Here is an 18,468-nt window from a genome sequence, read left to right as displayed (position 1 = left end):
GCCCGGCAGGGTGAACAGGCCCTGCTCGAAGAGCGCCTCAACGCCGCCCAACTGTCCCTGGCCGGGCTGCAGGCGCAACTGGAGGCCGGTCGCGACGAGATCAGCGACCTCAGCGAAGCCAACACCGTCAAGCAAGCCCAGCTGGCAGCCCAGGGCCGTGAACTGGAACTGTTGCAGATCGACCGCGACAACGCCCGCGATGCCGCCCACGCCTGGAGCCTTGAACGCGCCAACCGTGAAGCCGAGCTACGGCGCCTGGAAGCCCAGACCGCACGGCTGGACGCCGAACTGCGCGAGCAGCAGGAGAGCCACCAACAGCGTCTCGAAGACCTGCAAGAGGCCCGCGACACCCTGCGCGCGCAGTTCTCCGACCTGGCCACGAAAATCTTCGACGAGCGCGAGCAACGCTTTGCCCAGACCAGCCAGCAGCACCTGGGGCAAATGCTCGACCCGCTCAAGGAGCGTATCCAGGCCTTTGAGAAGCGCGTCGAGGAAAGCTACCAGCAGGAAGCACGCGAGCGTTTCTCGCTGGGCAAAGAGTTGGAGCGCTTGCAGCAGCTCAACCAGCGCCTGTCCGATGAAGCCACCAACCTCACCCAGGCCCTGAAAGGCCAGAAAACCCAGGGCAACTGGGGCGAGATGATCCTTGAGCGGGTACTGGAGCACGCCGGCCTTGAGAAGGGCCGCGAATACCAGACCCAGGTCAGCCTCAAGAGCGCCGATGGCGAACGTTTTCAGCCCGATGTGCTGATCATGTTGCCTGGCGACAAGCAGGTGGTGGTGGACGCCAAGGTCAGCCTCACGGCGTACCAGCAGTTCGTCGGCAGCAATGACGAGGCCGCGCTCAAGCAGCACGTGCAGTCGTTGCGCAGCCACGTCAAAGGCCTTTCGAGCAAGGACTATAGCCGCCTCGAAGGCTTGCACAGCCTGGATTTCGTGCTGCTGTTCGTGCCCATTGAGGCCGCCTTCTCGGCAGCCCTGCAGGCCGAGCCCAACCTGTTCCAGGAAGCCTTCGACCGGCACATCGTGATTGTCAGCCCGACCACGCTGCTTGCCACCCTGCGGGTGATCGACAGCCTGTGGAAGCAGGAACGCCAAGGCCAGAACGCCCGCGAGATTGCCGAGCGCGCCGGTTGGCTGTACGACAAGTTCGTGCTGTTCATCCAGGACCTGGACGAACTGGGCAGCCGCTTGCAGCAGGTAGACAAGGCCTATGCCGCAGCGCGCAACAAACTGTGCGAGGGGCGTGGCAACCTGGTCAGCCGCTCCGAGCAGCTGAAGTTGCTTGGCGCCCGTGCCAGCAAGAGCCTGCCGGCAGACCTGCTGGAACGGGCGCTGTCTGATGAAACCCCGGCGGGCGAAGCGCTTACTGAACCAGGCTCAGATGCCGATTGAGCAGGGCGCGCAAGGCGGCCGGCTTGACCGGCTTGGCCAGGTAATCCAGGCCTGACGCATGCACCAGGGCGATGGTCTCTTTACTGCCGTCGGCGCTGATCACCACCCCAGGCACCGGCTCGCCCAGCCGTGCGCGTAGCCAGCCCATCAGTTCGGTGCCGGTCTCGCCGTCGTCCAGGTGGTAGTCCACCAGGGCCAGGTGCGGGCGCATGCCCTTGGTCAGCAAAGCCTCGCATTCGGCGCGGTTGCGCGCGGTCCAGACCTGGCAGCCCCAACGGCTGAGCAGGCTGTTCATGCCGATCAGGATGCTGTCTTCATTGTCGATGCACAGCACGTTCAGCCCGGCCAGCGGCTGGCCAGACTGTTCCACCGGCGCACTCGGTGCGGGTGCAGCCTGGCGGGCAATCGGCACGCTGACGCGGAACACCGTGCCTTTGCCGGGCCACGAGCGCACTTCGAGCGAATGGCCGAGCACCCGGCACAGGCCATCGGCGATCGCCAGGCCCAGGCCCAGGCCTTTCTCGGCGCGGGTCTGGTGGCTGTCCAGGCGTTTGAATTCCTGGAAAATCTCCTGCAGCTTGTTGTCGGCGATGCCGGGGCCACGATCCCAGACTTCCAGCCACAGGCGCTCACCCTGGCGACGGGCACCGAGCAGAATCGGGCTTTTGCCATAGCGCAGGGCGTTGGTCAGGAAGTTCTGCAGCACCCGGCGCAGCAGTTTGATGTCGCTGTCGACCCGCAGGCGGCTGCCGCGCAGGCGGAACTCCAACCCTTTTTCGGCGGCCAGTACCTTGAACTCGGCGCCCAGGGTGTCGAACAGCTCATTGAGGGCGAACGGCTTGGCGTCCGGGGTGATCTTGCCGTTCTCCAGGCGCGAGATGTCCAGCAGGTCACTGATCAGTTCTTCGGCCGAGCGTAGCGAGCTGTCCATGTGCTGCACCAGTTGCTGGGCCTCGTCATTCATGCCTTCGGCCTGCTGCGACAGGGCGGCCGAGAACAGCCGCGCGGCGTTCAGCGGTTGCATCAGGTCGTGGCTGACCGCGGCCAGGAAGCGGGTCTTGGACTTGCTCACGGCTTCGGCCTGGCTCTTGGCTTCGGACAACGCCTGGTTGAGCTGCGACAGCTCATGGGTGCGTTCCGCCACCCGTTGCTCCAGGCCCTCGTTGGCATCGCGAAGCGCCTGTTCGGCTTCGCGGAACGGGGTGATGTCGGTGAAGCTCATGACAAAGCCGCCGCCGGGCATCGGGTTGCCGATCAGTTCGATGACCCGGCCGTTGGGGAACAACCGCTCGGAAGAATGCGCGCGACCCTGGCGCATCCAGTGCAGGCGCCGGGCCACGTGCACCTGCGCCTCGCCTGGGCCGCACAGGCCGCGCTCGGCGTTGTAGCGGATGATGTCGGCAATCGGCCGGCCCACGCTGATCAGCCCGTCAGGGTAGTTGAACAGTTCCAGGTAACGGCGGTTCCAGGCCACCAAGTGCAGGTTCTGGTCGACCACGCTGATGCCCTGGTTGATGTTTTCGATAGCGCCTTGCAGCAGCGCGCGGTTGAACTGCAGCACCTCGCTGGCTTCGTCGGCGATGCGCACCACGTCTTCGAGCTGCATGTCGCGGCCTTCGATGGCGGCCTTGACCACGGCGCGGGTCGACGAGGTGCCAAGCACGCCGGCGAGCAGGCGTTCGGTGTGTTCGATCCAGTCGCCGTCGGCGTTCTGGTTGGGGTTGAAGCCTTTGCCCTGGCGGTAGGCGAAGCGGATGAAGCTCTGCCGGGCACGTTCTTCGCCGACGAAGCGCGAGGCCAGGGTCAGCAAGTCGTCGATCTGCACGGCCAGCAGCGGTTTGCTGCTGGGCCGGGCGCTGGTCTGCTGGCCGATGAAGCGCCCGGCCTGCCAGTGTTCCGACACCCGCGTGCGCGACAGCACCGAAACCCAGGCGAACAGCGTGAAGTTACCCGCCAGCGACAGCACCACGCCCTGGGTCAGCGGGCTGATCGGCAGGTTCAGCGGGTTGCCATGCAGCCACGCCAGGCCCGGGAACAGCGCCAGCGACCAGCCCACGCTGTGGGCGGCAATGGGCAGCACCAGGGTGTAGAACCACAGGAAGATGCCGGCGGCCAGGCCTGCGAACACGCCGCGCCGGTTGGCCTGCTTCCAGTACAGCGCGCCGAGCATGGCCGGGGTGAGCTGGGTCACCGCGGCGAAGGCGATCTGGCCGATGGTCGCCAGGCTTGCGGTGGAGCCCAGCAGGCGGTAGCTGACATACGCCAGCAGCAGGATGACCACGATGGTCACCCGGCGTACCGAGAGCATCCAGTGGCGGAAGGCTTCGAATGGCCGCTCGGCATTATTGCGGCGCAGCAGCCAGGGCAGCAGCATGTCGTTGGAAACCATGGTCGACAGGGCCACGGCCTCGACGATGACCATGCCGGTGGCGGCCGAGGCACCGCCGATGAAGGCCAGCAGGGCCAGGCTCGGGTGGGCTTCGGCCAGGGGCAGGCTGATCACGAACGAGTCGGACATCACCGTACCGGGCAACAGCATCTGCCCGGCCAGGGCGATCGGCACCACGAACAGCGCGGCCAGGGCCAGGTACATCGGGAACACCCAGCGGGCCAGGCGCATGTCCTGCGGTTCGATGTTCTCCACCACGGTGACATGGAACTGCCGCGGCAGGCAGATGATCGCCATCATGGCCACTGCGGTCTGCACCACCATCGAGGGCCAGTTGATGGTCTCCTGCCAATAGCTTTCCAGCTGGATCGACTGGCGTGCCTGGCTGAACAGGTCGTCGAAGCCGTCGTACAGGTTGAACACCACGAAGATGCCCACGGCGAGAAAGGCCAGCAGCTTGATCAGCGACTCGAAGGCGATCGCCAGCACCATGCCGCGGTGGTGCTCGGTCACATCCAGGCTGCGCGTGCCGAACACGATGGCGAACAGCGCCAGCACCAGCGACACCACCAGTGCGGTGTCTTGCACCCGGGTGCCGGTGGCATCGGCATTGGCACCGATCAGCAGGTTGACGCCCAGCACGATGCCTTTGAGCTGCAAGGCGATATAGGGCAGCACGCCGACCAGGCAGATCAGCGCCACCACCACCGCCAGGGTCTGCGATTTGCCGTAGCGCGCGGCGATGAAGTCGGCGATCGAGGTGATGTTCTGCTGCTTGCTGATCAGCACCATCTTCTGCAGTACCCAGGGTGCGAAGATCATCAGCAGCACTGGGCCCAGGTAGATCGGCAGAAATGCCCAAAGCTGTTCGGCGGCCTGGCCGACCGCGCCAAAGAAGGTCCAGCTGGTGCAGTACACGGCCAGCGACAGGCTGTACACCCAGGCACGCAGCTTCGGCGGCAACGGTGTGCTGCGGCGGTCGCCGTAAAAGGCGATGGCGAACATGATGGCCATATAGGCCAGGGCGACCACGGCGATCAGCCCGCTGGACAACGACATGAAAACTCCGGAGCAAAAAAGATAACGCGGTCCCGATCAACCAGTCTGGCACGCAGGCGGCGGTTCGTCAGCGCAGACGATGGTCGCAGTGGCGAGTCGTCGCAGGGCGTTGCTCAAGCGGCAGCGCCAACATCAATGCCTGCGGGTGCCCATCCAGTAGAACACTGCCGCCAGTATCACGGCGTACGGCCGCTGGGTAGTGCTTGACGGCGGCGAGCATTGCCATCTCCTTGTCGTGCGGGTTTGCCGGGTATCAGCATAAGGCAGCAGAGGGCTTGCCAGCAGCAGCTTTTACCCTGCAGATTTGTGGCTTTCCGCGCCCGGCGCGCCTCCAACGCTAAAAGCCCCTCAGGAACAAGGACGATGAGTCATCCCTCGCAATTCACCTTGCTCGGCAAGCGGCGCTTCTTGCCGTTTTTCATCACCCAGTCGCTGGGTGCGTTCAACGACAACCTGTTCAAGCAGTCGCTGATCCTGGCGATCCTGTTCAAGCTCAGCCTGGGCGACGGTGACCGTTCGATCTGGGTCAACCTGTGCGCCTTGCTGTTCATCCTGCCGTTCTTTCTGTTCTCGGCACTGGGTGGGCAGTTTGGCGAGAAGTTCGCCAAGGACGCGCTGATCCGTGCGATCAAGCTGGCCGAGATCGGCATCATGGCCATTGGCGCGCTGGGTTTTATCACCAACCACCTGGCGCTGATGCTGGTAGCCCTGTTTGGCATGGGCACCCATTCGGCGCTGTTCGGGCCGGTGAAGTACTCGATCTTGCCCCAGGCCCTGCGTGAAGAAGAGCTGGTGGGTGGCAACGGGCTGGTGGAGATGGGCACCTTCCTGGCCATCCTGGCCGGCACCATCGGCGCGGGTGTGATGATGTCGTCGGGCAGCTATGCCACGGTGGTGGCGGGTGGCGTGGTCGGCACGGCCGTGCTGGGCTACCTGGCCAGCCGCTGGATCCCACGGGCCGCCGCCGTGTCGCCGCAGATGCAACTGGACTGGAACATCTTCAAGCAGTCTTGGGTGATCCTGCGCATGGGCCTGGGGCAGACGCCTGCGGTGTCGCGCTCGATCGTCGGCAACTCCTGGTTCTGGTTCGTCGGCGCCATCTACCTGACCCAGATCCCGGCGTATGCCAAGGACTGGCTGCACGGCGACGGCACGGTGGTCACTCTGGTGCTGACCCTGTTCTCGGTGGGCATTGCTCTGGGTTCGCTGCTGTGCGAGCGGCTGAGCGGGCGCAAGGTGGAGATCGGCCTGGTGCCGTTCGGCTCGTTTGGCCTGACCCTGTTCGGCCTGCTCTGGTGGTGGCATTCCGGCGATGTGCCGGCTGCGCCTGTGCCGCACGACTGGCTGGCGCTGCTGGGCATGAGCCAGGCCTGGTGGATTCTGTTGTCGATCGTGGGGCTCGGGGTGTTCGGCGGCTTCTACATCGTGCCGCTGTATGCGCTGATCCAGGCGCGCACGGCCGAGGACCAGCGGGCCCGGGTAATCGCTGCCAACAACATCCTCAATGCCTTGTTCATGGTGGTGTCGGCGGTGCTCACCATCGTGCTGCTGGGGCTGGCCGAGCTGAGCATCCCGCAGCTGTTCCTGGTGGTGTCGTTGCTCAATATCGCGGTCAACGCCTACATCTTCAGCATCGTGCCCGAGTTCACCATGCGCTTTTTGATCTGGCTGCTCAGCCACTCGATGTACCGCGTGGAGCACCGCGACCTCGAACGCATCCCCGACGAAGGTGCGGCGCTGCTGGTGTGCAACCATGTCTCGTTCGTCGACGCCCTGCTGCTCGGCGGCGCGATCCGCCGGCCGATCCGCTTCGTCATGTACTACAAAATCTACAACCTGCCGGTGCTCAACTTCGTGTTTCGCACCGCAGGCGCCATCCCGATTGCCGGGCGCAGCGAGGATGAGGGCACGTACGAGCGCGCCTTTGCGCGCATCGCCGAATACCTGGCGGCGGGTGAGCTGGTGTGCATCTTCCCGGAGGGCAAGTTGACCGGCGACGGCGAGATCGATGCGTTCAAGGGTGGGGTCAGCCGGATTCTCGGTGAAACCCCGGTGCCGGTGATTCCCCTGGCGTTGCAGGGGCTGTGGGGCAGCTTTTTCAGCCGTGATCCGGGCAAGGGGTTTTTCAAGCGCTTGTGGTCGCGGGTGACCATCGTGGCCGGCGCTGCGGTTCCGGTGGAGGCTGCGCAGCCTGAGTTGTTGCGCGAGCAGGTCAGCCGCTTGCGCGGCGACCTGCGTTAAGCGGGCATGGTCAGCTGGCGCTGACTTTCAGGCCGATCAGGCCACAGATGATCAGCGCCACACTGACCAGCCGTACCAGGGCCATGGACTCGCCGAACAGGATGATCCCGGCGATCACCGTGCCCACGGCGCCAACGCCGGTCCAGATGGCGTAGGCGGTACCCAGCGGCAGTTCTTTCATGGCCAGGCCCAGCAAGCCCAGGCTGATGACCATGGCGCCGACGGTAAGCACGGTGGGGAGCGGGCGGCTGAAGCCGTCGGTGTACTTCAGGCCTACCGCCCAGCCGACTTCGAACAGGCCGGCGAAAAACAGGATGATCCAGGACATAGGTGCCTCCATTGTTGCCAACGATGGGGCCGTCCCCGGAATGGTCACGCGGTGCGTCGTGAGGCCGTCCCCACAGTGGGCAATAGGGTGCACATTTTCTGATGGCTGGGCAAGTCAGTGCCTGGCAGGTTCGCCACGTTCATCTACCGGCAAAGGCGCTTCCATACGGCGGAACCAGGTCGACAGCAGCGCCCCCGAAATATTGTGCCAAACGCTGAACAGCGCGCTCGGCACCGCCGCCAATGGCGAGAAATGCGCCGCCGCCAAGGCTGCCCCCAACCCTGAGTTCTGCATGCCCACCTCCAATGCCAGCGACTTGCGCTGGGCCAGTGGCAGTTTGCAGAGCTTGCCGGTGAGGTAACCCAGCAGGTAGCCGAAGCTGTTGTGCAGCATCACCACGGCCATGATCAGCAGGCCCGACTCGGCGATTTTCGCCTGGCTGGCCGCCACCACCGCACAGACGATCATGACGATGCTCACCACCGACACCAGTGGCAACACCTGCACCGCCGCCTGCACCCGCGCGCCCAGCAGGCGCTGGGCCAGCACGCCGAGCACGATCGGCAGCATGACCAGCTGCAGGATCGACCAGAACATGTCCATGAACGAGACCGGCAGCCAGGCCGAGGCCAGGAACCAGATCAACGCCGGGGTCAGCAGCGGGGCGAGCAGGGTGGTGACGGCGGCAATCGCCACCGCCAGCGCCAGGTCGCCCTTGGACAGCCAGACCATCACGTTCGAAGCCGTGCCGCTAGGGCAGCAGCCGACCAGGATCACGCCCACGGCAATCTCGGGCGGCAGGTGGAACAGCTGGCACAGTAGCCAGGCCATGCCTGGCATGATCACGAAGTGCGCCACCACCCCCAGCATCACCCGCCAGGGCTGGCGGGCGAGGGCGGCGAAGTCATCGAGCTTGAGGGTCAGGCCCATGCCGAACATCACCAGGCCCAGCAACGGTACGATGGCCACTTTCAGGGCGATGAACCATTGCGGTTGCAGGAAGGCCAGCACGGCGAATACCAGCACCCAGAGGGCAAAGGTATTGCCGACGAAGCGGCTGAGGGCGGCGAGGGCACGCATGGGCAGGTCCTTGTACTTATAGAGATGCAGTTTTCGAGGGCCTCTTCGCGGGGCGAGCCCGCTCCCACAGGTACCCCGATGAGCTTGAGATCAAGCGGGGTACCTGTGGGAGCGGGCTCGCCCCGCGAAGAGGCCGGTACTGGCTGAGAATACGTCCCAGCCCAGCCCCGACATTTCATGCCACTCAGACCCCTTGCGGAATCTCCTCCCCACCCAATGCCTCGAACAGCACCGGCAGGAATTCGGTAAAGGTCATCATCATCAGCAGGAAGCTGGCATCGAACTGCTGCTGGGCTTCATCGCCGCCATCCTGTTCTGCCTGCTCTTGCAGCAGCTCCTCGAACTTCAGGCGCTTGATGACCATCTTGTCGTCCAGCACGAACGACAGTTTGTCCTGCCAGGCCAGGGCCAGCTGGGTGACCACCTTGCCGGTGCTCAGGTGCAGCTGGATTTCTTCGCTGGTCAGGTCCTGGCGCTTGCAGCGCACGATGCCACCATCTTCGGCAGTGTCGCGCAGCTCACACTCGTCCAGTACATAGAAGCCTTCGGCGGCTTGCTGCGACTTGACCCAGTCGGTCATGGTGGCAACGGGTGCGATCTTCACGGTTGCCGGGCGTACCGGCAGCGAGCCCATCACTTCACGCAGGGTCGACAGCAGGTCTTCGGCACGCTTGGCGCTGGCCGAGTTGACCAGGATCATGCCCAGGCGCGGCGCGATGGCGGCGAAGATCATCGAGCGCCGAATGAAGGCACGCGGCAGGAAGGCCTGGATGATCTCGTCCTTGATCTGGTCGCGTTCCTTCTTGTAGACCTTGCGCATCTGCTCGGTCTCGATCTCTTCGACCTTTTCCTTGACGGCGTCATTGACCACGCTGCTTGGAAGGATACGTTCTTCCTTGCGCGCGGCGATCAGCAGGAACTCGCCGCTGACGTGCACCAGGGGAGCGTCTTCGCCCTTGCCGAACGGCGCGACGAAGCCATAGGTGTTCAGCTCCTGGCTGGCGCAGGGACGGGCCGGCTTGCTGGCCAGGGCGGTTTCCAGCGCTTCGGCGTCGAATGGAACATCCTGGGTCAGGCGGTAGGTCAGCAGGTTCTTGAACCACATGAGGGGCAATCTCTCCTTAATGCATAAGGCGGGCATTATTCTCCGAGCAGTGGTTCCCGTCCAACCCTGTCAGAGGGCCAGCACCTATATATAGAAGAAGAAAAGACCAGCGTTGCTAGGTCTTTGAAAGGCTTCGAAAAATTTTTTAAAAAAGTCGAAAAAAGTGCTTGCCAGGGTGGGGGCTCATCCGTAGAATGCGCGCCACACCGAGACGAAAGGGTGATTAGCTCAGCCGGGAGAGCATCTGCCTTACAAGCAGAGGGTCGGCGGTTCGATCCCGTCATCACCCACCACTCGATGTATAGCGCAGCGGTAGTTCAGTCGGTTAGAATACCGGCCTGTCACGCCGGGGGTCGCGGGTTCGAGTCCCGTCCGCTGCGCCATATTCAACTTCCAGGGCCCACTGAACACCCGGAAGTTACAGGAAAAGCGACCTTAGGGTCGCTTTTTTTGTTTCTGCTTTTTGAGGCGTTCTGCGGTTCAGCACGGCCCCTGTGGTAGCGGGCCGGCGTTGGTGGTGCAAGGCCGCATCAACGCATGCGTTCTTCCTTGCGCAACGTCAGCACTTCAACCCCTGCTTCGGTCACCGCCACCGTATGTTCCCACTGCGCCGACAGCGCATGGTCGCGGGTAATCACCGTCCAGCCATCCTTCAAGGTCCGAGTGCCACGCCCGCCCTGGTTGATCATCGGTTCGATGGTAAACACCATCCCGGGCTTGAGCTTCATGCCCATGCCGCGCTGGCCAAAATGCAGCACCTCGGGCCCTTCGTGCATCTGCTGGCCAATGCCATGGCCGCAATACTCGCGCACCACGCTAAAGCCGGCTGCCTCGGCATGTACCTGGATGGCATGGCCAATGTCGCCAAGCGTCGCCCCGGGGCGCACTTGCTCGATGCCTTTCCATAGCGCGTCGTAGGTCGTTTCGACCAACCGACGCGCCTCGTCGTTGATCGGGCCAATGCAGTACATCTTCGACGAATCGGCGATGTAGCCGCCTTGTTCAAGGGTGATGTCGACATTGATGATCGACCCCTCGTTGAGCACCTCATCCGCCTTCGGCATGCCGTGGCACACCACGTGGTCCACCGAGGTATTCAGGGCGTAAGGGAAACCGTACTGGCCCTTGCTTGCCGGCCGAGCCTTGAGCGTTTCGACGATATAGCGTTCGGCGTGGTCGTTGATCTGCATCGTGGTCACGCCGGGGCGTATGAAGCCATCGAGTTCAGCGAACACTTGGGCCAGCAACCGGCCGGCGTTGCGCATCAGGTCGAGTTGGGCGGGAGTTTTGAGGATCACCTGGGACATGGGGAGAAGGCAGTAACTCTGGCAAAAATGTGCCCCAGCATAGCGCCATGGGCCTTCGCGGTGCCACCGCATGGTGCGGCAAACCGGCCCCGCACGGGCGCGCGGGCCGCCAGCGAAGAGGCCCGCACAGCTGGCCCGCTAATTGCTGACTGACCCCTACCCAGGGCAATCAATGCCGATTGCCCGCACCTCTTCACGACAAAGGCGCCGTGTTGCCCCGCTTGCCATGCAAGCGGGGGCAGCCGGCGCCTTTTGCGTTTCCCAAGGAGACCGGCCCATGAGCAGCAGCGAAGTACGCAGTGTCTGCCCGTATTGCGGCGTCGGCTGTGGCATCGTCATGCGCGTTGCCGATGGCAAGGTCAGCAAGATCAGCGGCGACAAGCAGCACCCCAGCAACTTTGGCCGCTTGTGCACCAAGGGCCTGACCGCGCACGTGCCGCTGACCGCCGCCGGGCGCATGGAGGATGCCTACCTGCGTCAGCAGCGCAGCCAGCCGCCGGTGCGCGCCAGCATGGATCAGGCCATTGCGGCCACCGCCGCACGCCTGCGCGGCATCGTTGACCAGCACGGCCCGGATGCCGTGGCGCTGTATGTGTCCGGGCAGATGTCGCTGGAGGCCCAGTACCTGGCCAACAAACTGGCCAAGGGCTTTATCCGCAGCCGCCATATCGAGTCCAACTCGCGCCTGTGCATGGCCAGCGCCGGCAGTGGCTACAAACTGTCGCTCGGTGCCGATGGCCCACCTGGCAGTTACCAGGACTTCGAGCATGCCGACGTATTCCTGGTAATCGGCGCCAACATGGCCGACTGCCACCCGATTTTGTTCCTGCGTCTGCTGGACCGGGTCAAGGCCGGCGCCAAGCTGATCGTCGTCGACCCGCGGCGCAGCGCCACCGCCGACAAGGCCGACCTGTTCCTGCAGGTACGCCCCGGCAGCGACATGGCCTTGCTCAACGGCCTGTTGCATCTGCTACACCGCAACGGCCACACCCACCCCGACTTCATCGCTCGCCACACCGACGGCTGGGACGAACTGCCAGCCTTTCTCGACGACTACAGCCCCGAGCGCGTGGCCGCCATCACCGGGCTGGCCGAGGCCGACATCATCAAGGCCGCCGAATGGATCGGCCGTGCCAACAACTGGATGAGCTGCTGGACCATGGGCCTGAACCAGAGCATCCACGGTACTTGGCACTGTAACGCCCTGTGCAACCTGCACCTGGCCACCGGCGCTATCTGCCGCCCCGGTAGCGGGCCTTTCTCGCTGACCGGCCAACCCAACGCCATGGGCGGCCGCGAGATGGGCTACATGGGGCCCGGCCTGCCAGGCCAGCGCTCGGCGCTGGTGGAAGGCGACCGCGCGTTCGTCGAACAGCAGTGGCAACTGCCACCAGGTACCCTGCGCAGCGAAGGCGGCGAGGGTACGGTGGCGCTGTTCGAACAGCTGAAAGCAGGGGACGTGAAAGCCTGCTGGATCATCTGCAGCAACCCGGTGGCCAGCGTCGCCAACCGCCAGCAGGTGATCGACGGCCTGCGCCGGGCCGAGCTGGTGATCTCCCAGGATGCGTTTCTCGACACCGAGACCAACCGCTATGCCGATATCCTCCTGCCTGCGGCACTGTGGGCCGAAGGTGAGGGCGTGATGATCAACAGCGAGCGCAACCTCACCTTGATGCCACGCGCCGTGGCGCCTCCTGGCCAGAGCCTGCCGGACTGGCAGATCATCGCCCGGGTGGCCTGCGCGATGGGCTATGCCGATGCGTTCGATTACGCTGATGCCGAAGCGGTGTACGACGAGATTCGCCGCTTCCATAACCCCGCTACCGGCTACGACCTGCGCGGCATCGGCTACACCGACCTGCGTGCGCAGCCGCGCCAGTGGCCATGCGCACCAGGGCGTGACAGCGACCGCAGCCCATTGCGCTACCTGAACGATGGCAGCAGCCAGACGCTGCTGCACGACGCCCAGGGCCAGCGCCCGGCGCTGGCGTTCCCCACCGCCAGCGGCAAGGCCCGCTTTTTCGCTCGGCCCTGGTTGCCGGCAGCGGAGTTGCCGGATGACGCCTACCCCCTGGTGCTCAACACAGGCCGCGTGCAGCACCAGTGGCACACCCTGACCAAGACCGGCAAGGTGCCGGCGCTGAACAAGCTGGAGCCTGGCCCTTTCATCGAAATCCATCCCGAGGACGCCGCACGGCTTGGCATCGCCGAAAAGGACCAGGTGGCCATTCGCTCTCGCCGTGGTCAGGCCGTGCTGCCGGCGCGCATCAGCGACCGGGTCATGCCAGGTAACTGCTTCGCGCCGTTTCACTGGAACGACCTGATCGGCGAGCAGTTGGCCATCAATGCCGTCACCTGTGATGCGGTCGACCCACTGTCGCTGCAGCCCGCCTTCAAACACTGCGCCGTGGCCCTTGAGCGGGTTGCCGGCGAACGTATCGACGCCCTCGACCTGAGCGGCGCCACTGCCCACCCGGAGTCTGCCCACATGCCGACCGCCACCCTGTTTCGTCTGCTTGGCCTGGACAACCTGCCGGCCCCGGCGCTGGCCGAGCAAGAGCGCCATTACCTGCAGGGCTTCTTGCTTGGCCTGGAGCAGGCCCGCGCCGAGGGTGTGCCAAGCCTGCCGGCTAGCGCGCCACTGGCCGCTAACCGACGGTGGTTCGTTGATGGCCTGCTGGCGGGCGTGTTCGCGCAGCCTTCGGCGCTGCCCAGCCGGGTGCTGGAGGCGCCGCAGCACCAGGTGCTGTGGGCCTCGCAGACCGGTAACGGCGAGGCGCTGGCCGAGCGCTGTGCCGAGCGCCTGCGTGACGCCGGCTTGGCGGTGCGCCTGAATTGCATGGATACACTCAGCCCGCAGCAGTTGCGCGGTGCTGCCAGTGTGGTGCTGATCGCCAGTACCTTCGGCGATGGCGACGCGCCCGACAGTGCGGCGCTGTTCTGGCAGGCACTGCAAGGCGAGGAGGGCGGCCACTGCGCCGATGTGCCCTATGCCGTATTGGCCCTGGGCGATTCCAGTTACGGCCAGTTCTGCGGGTTTGGCCGCAAGCTCGATCAGCGCCTGGCCGAGCTGGGTGGGCGGCGACTGCTGCAACGGGTGGATTGCGAGCCGGATTACGATGAGGCATTCGCCACCTGGCTCGACGCCTTGTTGGCGCAGTTGGCTGACGCCGCCGCGCCCCAGGCCAGTGGCGCGCCTTCGCCTGAGCAGGCCTGCAGCAAGCAGCAGCCATGGTCGGCCACCTTGCTGGAGAACCGCGTGCTCAATGCCCCGGGTGCCAGCAAGGAGACGCGCCAGTTGGTGTTCGACCTGGCTGGCAGCACCTTCAGCTACCAGGCGGGCGACGCCTTGGGCGTATGGCCGCGCAACTGCCCGGCGCTGGTCGAAGAGCTGCTGGCGCTGATGCGGCTCGATGGCCAGACCCTGGTCGAGGTCAAAGGCCAGGCCTCACTGCCGCTGGCCGATGCCATGGAGGCGCACCTGGAAATCGCCAAGGTCACCCCGGCGCAGTTGCAGGTGTTCAGCCAGAGCGCCGAGGCCCTGCGCCGGTTGCTCCAGCCCGAGCACAAGGCCGAGCTGCAAAACTGGTTGTGGGGGCGGCAGTTGGCGGATGTGCTGCGCGAGTTCCCCCAGGACCTGCCCTTGGCCACCTGGCTCGACCTGTTAAAACCCTTGCAGCCACGCCTGTACTCGATCAGCTCCAGCCCGTTGGCGCACCCTGGCCAAGTTCACCTGACCGTCTCGACCGTGCGTTACGGGCAGCGCAAGGGCGCTTGCTCGACCTTCCTCGCCGACCGCGCGCACGGCATCAAGGTGGCGATCTTCCCGCAGGCCTCGAAGCATTTTCGCCTGCCCGAGGACGATAACGTGCCGGTGATCATGGTTGGGCCGGGCACCGGCATCGCGCCGTTTCGGGCGTTTCTCGAAGAACGAGAAGCGCGTGGGGCACGCGGGGGCAATTGGCTGTTTTTCGGCGAGCAGTATGCGGCCAGCGACTTCTATTACCAGGCACAGTTGCAGGCATGGCAAGCGACAGGCCACTTGCGTCTGGATACCGCGTTCTCCCGCGACCAGGTCGAGAAAATCTATGTGCAGCAGCGCCTGCACGAGCAAGGCGCCGACCTTTGGCGCTGGCTGGAGGCGGGTGCCTACTTTTATGTGTGCGGTGATGCCCAGCGCATGGCCAAGGATGTGGACAGCGCGCTGCGCAGGGTCGTCGCCGAGCACGGTGGCATGAGCGAGGCCGCGGCGGATGCGTATGTTGAAGGGTTAAGCAAGGCCAAGCGTTATCGGCGCGATGTGTATTGAGTGCACCGGGATGGGGATGGGTGCACCTTGGCTGTGCGGTTTTTTCTGGAATGTCCGATGACTTTTCTGGCCCTGTCGCGTTTGAACAGGCGATACAGCATTTGGCACATTCCCTGCTTTATCACGTTCACAACACGCCCCACTGATCAACGGCGATCAACCAGGGGCACACCCTGATGAGTACAGGCAAAGGCGCCTGGAGCTTCCGCTCCAGGCGTTTTTTTTTGATCGAGGATCGGCTATGACGGCAACAGCGAACGGCAGGCAACGAGAGCAACTGGTGATTGTCGGCAACGGCATGGTCGGCCACCACTGCGTCGAGCAATTGATCGAGCGTGGCGCCTTGCAGCATTTCGAGGTGCGGGTGTTCGGTGAAGAGCGCCAGCGTGCTTACGACCGTGTGCACCTCTCCGAATACTTCGGCGGCAGCTGCGCCGAGACCCTGGCGATGTGCGAGCAGGGTTTCTACCCCAGCCAAGGCGTGCACCTGCACCTGGGCGAAGCGGTGGTGGAGATCGACCGCACGCGCCGCGAGGTGGTTACCCCCCAAGGCCGCTACGCGTACGACCAGTTGATACTGGCCACCGGCTCCTACCCGTTCGTCCCGCCGATCGAAGGGGCCAGCGGCAACGCCCGCCTGGTCTACCGCACCCTCGACGACCTCGATGCAATCCGCGCCGCCGCCAGCAATGCCCAGCGTGGCGTGGTGGTGGGTGGCGGCCTGCTGGGCCTGGAGGCGGCCAATGCACTCAAGTCCCTGGGCCTGGAAGCGCATGTGGTGGAGTTCGCCCCACGCTTGATGCCCGTGCAGCTGGACAGCGAGGGCGGTGCGGCGCTCAAGGCACAGATCGAGGCCCTGGGCGTGGGCGTGCACCTGTCCCGCGCCACCCAGTCGATCAGTGCCGGTGAGGGCTATCGCTACCGCATGAACTTCGACGGCGGCGAACACCTGGAAACCGACCTGATCGTGTTCTCCGCCGGCATCCGCCCGCAGGACGCCCTGGCCCGCGCATGCGGGTTGGACACTGCCGCGCGGGGCGGGGTGGTGGTCGACAACCACTGTCGCACCAGCGATGCGCGCATCTTCGCCATCGGCGAGTGCGCGTCGTGGAACGGCAGCGTGTTCGGCCTGGTTGCGCCGGGCTACAGCATGGCCCGTAACCTGGCGGCGCTGCTGGTGGGGGATGCCGCGGTTGCCTTCACCGGTGCCGACATGTCGACCAAGCTCAAGCTGCTGGGCGTGGATGTCGGCTCGATCGGCGATGCCCATGGCGCCACGCCAGGCTCGCGCAGCTACCGCTTCATCGACGAAGCCAACGCCGCCTACCGCCGGCTGGTGGTGGATGCCAGCGGCAAGCATGTGCTGGGCGCGGTGCTGGTGGGTGACAACAGCTACTACGACACCCTGTTGCAGTACGCGCAGAACGGTATAGCCCTGCCTGCCGACCCGGCCGCGTTGATCCTGCCACAAACGGGCGGCGCTCCGGCCCTGGGTGCCGATGCCCTGCCCGACAGCGCGACCATCTGCTCGTGCCACAACGTCAGCAAGGGCGCGGTCTGCGCCGCCATCGACAGCGGCTGCAGCGACCTTGCCTCGGTCAAGGGCTGCACCAAGGCGGCCAGCGGTTGCGGCGGCTGCGCGGCCTTGCTCAAGCAGGTGTTCGAGCACGAACTCACGGCCCGCGGCGTGACGGTCGACAAGAGCCTGTGCGAACACTTTGCCTACACCCGCCAGGAGCTTTACGGGCTGGTACGAGTTGGCGGTATCCGCACTTTCCATGACCTGCTCGTGCGCCATGGCAAAGGCCATGTCGGCTGCGCTATCTGCAAGCCGGCGGTGGGCAATATCCTTGCTTCGTGCTGGAACCAGCCGATCATGGACCCGGCGCTGGTACCGCTGCAGGACACCAACGACACGTTCATGGCCAACATGCAGAAAAACGGCACTTACTCGGTGGTGCCGCGCATACCGGGCGGTGAAATCACCCCCGACAAGCTCATCGTCATTGGCCAGGTGGCCAAGAAGTACGACTTGTACACCAAGATCACCGGCGGCCAGCGCATCGACCTGTTTGGGGCCCAGTTGCACGAACTGCCGCTGATCTGGGGCGAGTTGATCGAGGCCGGCTTCGAGACGGGCCATGCCTACGGCAAGTCGACCCGCACGGTGAAGTCATGCGTGGGCAGCACCTGGTGCCGTTATGGCGTGCAGGACAGCGTGGCCATGGCCCTGCGCCTGGAGGACCGCTACAAGGGCCTGCGCAGCCCGCACAAGCTCAAGTTCGCGGTATCCGGCTGCACCCGCGAATGCGCCGAAGCGCAGAGCAAGGACATCGGCGTGATCGCCACCGACAAGGGCTGGAATCTCTACGTCTGCGGCAACGGCGGCATGCGCCCGCGCCACGCCGAGCTGTTCGCCACCGACCTGGACGACGACACCTTGGTACGCCTGATCGACCGCGTGCTGATGTTCTACATCCGCACCGCCGACAAGCTGCAACGCACCTCGGTATGGCGTGAAAACCTGGAGGGGGGGTTGGCCTACCTCAAGCAGGTGATCCTCGACGACAGCCTGGGCCTGGCAACCGAGCTGGAAGCACAGATGCAGCATGTGGTCGATCACTATGAATGCGAATGGGCCAACGCCCTCAACGACCCGGAAAAGCTCAAGCGCTTCCGCACCTTCGTCAACGACCACCGCGCCGACCCGGACGTGCACTTCGTCCGCGAGCGCGAACAACGCCGCCCTGCTGCAGCGTTGCACCTGATTCCCACTGTCGAGGAGGCTGTCTGATGAACCTGTCAAATACTGCTGTAGCGCACCAACCCAACTGGCAAACGGTCTGCCAGGCCCGCGACCTGGTTGCCGATTCCGGCGTGGTGGTGTGGCACGAGGGGGCCCAGGTGGCGCTGTTCTATCTGCCAGGGCAGGAGCAGGCGTTGTATGCGTTGGACAACCGTGACCCGCGCTCGGGGGCCAACATCATCGGCCGTGGGCTGGTGGGGAGTGTGCAGGGCCAGCTGGTGGTGGCGGCGCCGCTCTACAAGCAGCATTTCAGCCTGCACAGCGGGCATTGCCTGGAGGATGCCGCGCAGCGGCTGCGGGTGTGGCCGGTGCGGATCAATGGTGAAGCGGTGGAGCTGGCGGTGGCGTGATGAATTGTTGAAGCCCCGGACGCTGTTTGCCGTTGGATTTTCGCCGTATTGGAGATCGAGCGCCGCCCGCGCGGCGCTTCGCGGGGCAAGTCGGATCGC

General features: G+C 64.8%; 11 protein-coding genes and 2 tRNA genes. 7 read left to right on the top strand and 6 right to left on the bottom strand.

Going from position 1 to position 18,468, the window contains the following annotated elements:
- Positions 1-21: 21 nt before the first annotated feature.
- Positions 22-1,395 (top strand): DNA recombination protein RmuC, encoded by a 1,374-nt coding sequence (locus tag PC358_RS14720; RefSeq protein WP_162181154.1) that lies wholly within the window; start codon positions 22-24, stop codon positions 1,393-1,395.
- Here PC358_RS14720 and PC358_RS14715 read toward each other — a convergent pair.
- Both PC358_RS14715 and PC358_RS27775 read right to left on the bottom strand, forming a co-directional pair.
- Positions 1,367-4,843: a hybrid sensor histidine kinase/response regulator gene (locus PC358_RS14715; protein ID WP_033700781.1), complete on the bottom strand. Its 3,477-nt coding sequence runs from the start codon at positions 4,841-4,843 to the stop codon at positions 1,367-1,369. The two genes, PC358_RS14720 and PC358_RS14715, sit on opposite strands and share 29 nt — an antisense overlap.
- A gap of 67 nt (positions 4,844-4,910) precedes the next feature.
- Positions 4,911-5,063: a hypothetical protein gene (locus PC358_RS27775; RefSeq protein ID WP_156056792.1), complete on the bottom strand. Its 153-nt coding sequence runs from the start codon at positions 5,061-5,063 to the stop codon at positions 4,911-4,913.
- 143 nt (positions 5,064-5,206) lie between these two features.
- Here PC358_RS27775 and PC358_RS14710 point away from each other — a divergent pair, with 143 nt between their 5' ends.
- A complete protein-coding gene (locus tag PC358_RS14710; RefSeq protein WP_033700780.1) occupies positions 5,207-7,084 on the top strand; it encodes an MFS transporter in 1,878 nt (625 codons plus the stop codon).
- 10 nt (positions 7,085-7,094) lie between these two features.
- Here the strand turns inward: PC358_RS14710 and sugE are convergent, their stop codons facing one another.
- From sugE to rdgC, 3 genes are all read right to left on the bottom strand, one after another.
- Entirely contained in the window at positions 7,095-7,412 is a 318-nt protein-coding gene (sugE, locus tag PC358_RS14705) for a quaternary ammonium compound efflux SMR transporter SugE (RefSeq protein ID WP_033700779.1), read from the bottom strand.
- A 114-nt stretch (positions 7,413-7,526) separates the two neighbouring features.
- Positions 7,527-8,492, bottom strand: a complete 966-nt coding sequence (locus PC358_RS14700; RefSeq protein ID WP_033700778.1) for a bile acid:sodium symporter family protein — start codon at positions 8,490-8,492, stop codon at positions 7,527-7,529.
- A 184-nt stretch (positions 8,493-8,676) separates the two neighbouring features.
- On the bottom strand, positions 8,677-9,597 hold the full coding sequence (rdgC, locus tag PC358_RS14695; RefSeq protein WP_033700777.1) for a recombination-associated protein RdgC: 921 nt from the start codon (positions 9,595-9,597) through the stop codon (positions 8,677-8,679).
- 217 nt (positions 9,598-9,814) lie between these two features.
- Between rdgC and PC358_RS14690 the strand changes: the two genes are divergently transcribed.
- Positions 9,815-9,890: transfer RNA gene (locus PC358_RS14690), tRNA-Val, on the top strand.
- 13 nt (positions 9,891-9,903) lie between these two features.
- Positions 9,904-9,980: transfer RNA gene (locus PC358_RS14685), tRNA-Asp, on the top strand.
- Between the two features lie 147 nt (positions 9,981-10,127).
- Here the strand turns inward: PC358_RS14685 and map are convergent.
- The gene (gene map, locus PC358_RS14680) at positions 10,128-10,904 is read right to left on the bottom strand and encodes a type I methionyl aminopeptidase (RefSeq protein ID WP_033700776.1); all 777 of its coding nucleotides are present in this window, start codon (positions 10,902-10,904) and stop codon (positions 10,128-10,130) included.
- Between the two features lie 277 nt (positions 10,905-11,181).
- Here map and PC358_RS14675 point away from each other — a divergent pair, with 277 nt between their 5' ends.
- The 3 genes from PC358_RS14675 (at position 11,182) to nirD (ending at position 18,369) form a co-directional block, all read left to right on the top strand.
- Complete coding sequence (locus PC358_RS14675) at positions 11,182-15,213, top strand: bifunctional nitrate reductase/sulfite reductase flavoprotein subunit alpha (RefSeq protein WP_033700774.1); 4,032 nt, start codon at positions 11,182-11,184, stop codon at positions 15,211-15,213.
- A 241-nt stretch (positions 15,214-15,454) separates the two neighbouring features.
- Complete coding sequence (gene nirB, locus PC358_RS14670) at positions 15,455-18,007, top strand: nitrite reductase large subunit NirB (RefSeq protein WP_033700772.1); 2,553 nt, start codon at positions 15,455-15,457, stop codon at positions 18,005-18,007.
- Positions 18,007-18,369: a nitrite reductase small subunit NirD gene (nirD, locus tag PC358_RS14665; protein ID WP_033700771.1), complete on the top strand. Its 363-nt coding sequence runs from the start codon at positions 18,007-18,009 to the stop codon at positions 18,367-18,369. The genes nirB and nirD overlap by 1 nt, the downstream gene beginning before the upstream one ends.
- Positions 18,370-18,468 lie beyond the last annotated feature (99 nt).

Source organism: Pseudomonas capeferrum (genome assembly GCF_000731675.1).
Lineage (GTDB): Bacteria > Pseudomonadota > Gammaproteobacteria > Pseudomonadales > Pseudomonadaceae > Aquipseudomonas > Aquipseudomonas capeferrum.
The sequence above is the reverse complement of the archived record's forward strand: the minus strand, read 5'-3'. Positions and strand labels throughout refer to the sequence as shown.

Excerpts from the sequence above, each read along its gene's own strand:
- PC358_RS14715 (WP_033700781.1), bottom strand. The coding sequence starts at position 4,843 with ATGTCGTTGTCCAGCGGGCTGATCGCCGTGGTCGCCCTGGCCTATATG.
- PC358_RS27775 (WP_156056792.1), bottom strand. The coding sequence starts at position 5,063 with ATGCTCGCCGCCGTCAAGCACTACCCAGCGGCCGTACGCCGTGATACT.
- PC358_RS14710 (WP_033700780.1), top strand. The coding sequence starts at position 5,207 with ATGAGTCATCCCTCGCAATTCACCTTGCTCGGCAAGCGGCGCTTCTTG.
- sugE (WP_033700779.1), bottom strand. The coding sequence starts at position 7,412 with ATGTCCTGGATCATCCTGTTTTTCGCCGGCCTGTTCGAAGTCGGCTGG.
- PC358_RS14700 (WP_033700778.1), bottom strand. The coding sequence starts at position 8,492 with ATGCGTGCCCTCGCCGCCCTCAGCCGCTTCGTCGGCAATACCTTTGCC.
- rdgC (WP_033700777.1), bottom strand. The coding sequence starts at position 9,597 with ATGTGGTTCAAGAACCTGCTGACCTACCGCCTGACCCAGGATGTTCCA.
- map (WP_033700776.1), bottom strand. The coding sequence starts at position 10,904 with ATGTCCCAGGTGATCCTCAAAACTCCCGCCCAACTCGACCTGATGCGC.
- PC358_RS14675 (WP_033700774.1), top strand. The coding sequence starts at position 11,182 with ATGAGCAGCAGCGAAGTACGCAGTGTCTGCCCGTATTGCGGCGTCGGC.
- nirB (WP_033700772.1), top strand. The coding sequence starts at position 15,455 with ATGACGGCAACAGCGAACGGCAGGCAACGAGAGCAACTGGTGATTGTC.
- nirD (WP_033700771.1), top strand. The coding sequence starts at position 18,007 with ATGAACCTGTCAAATACTGCTGTAGCGCACCAACCCAACTGGCAAACG.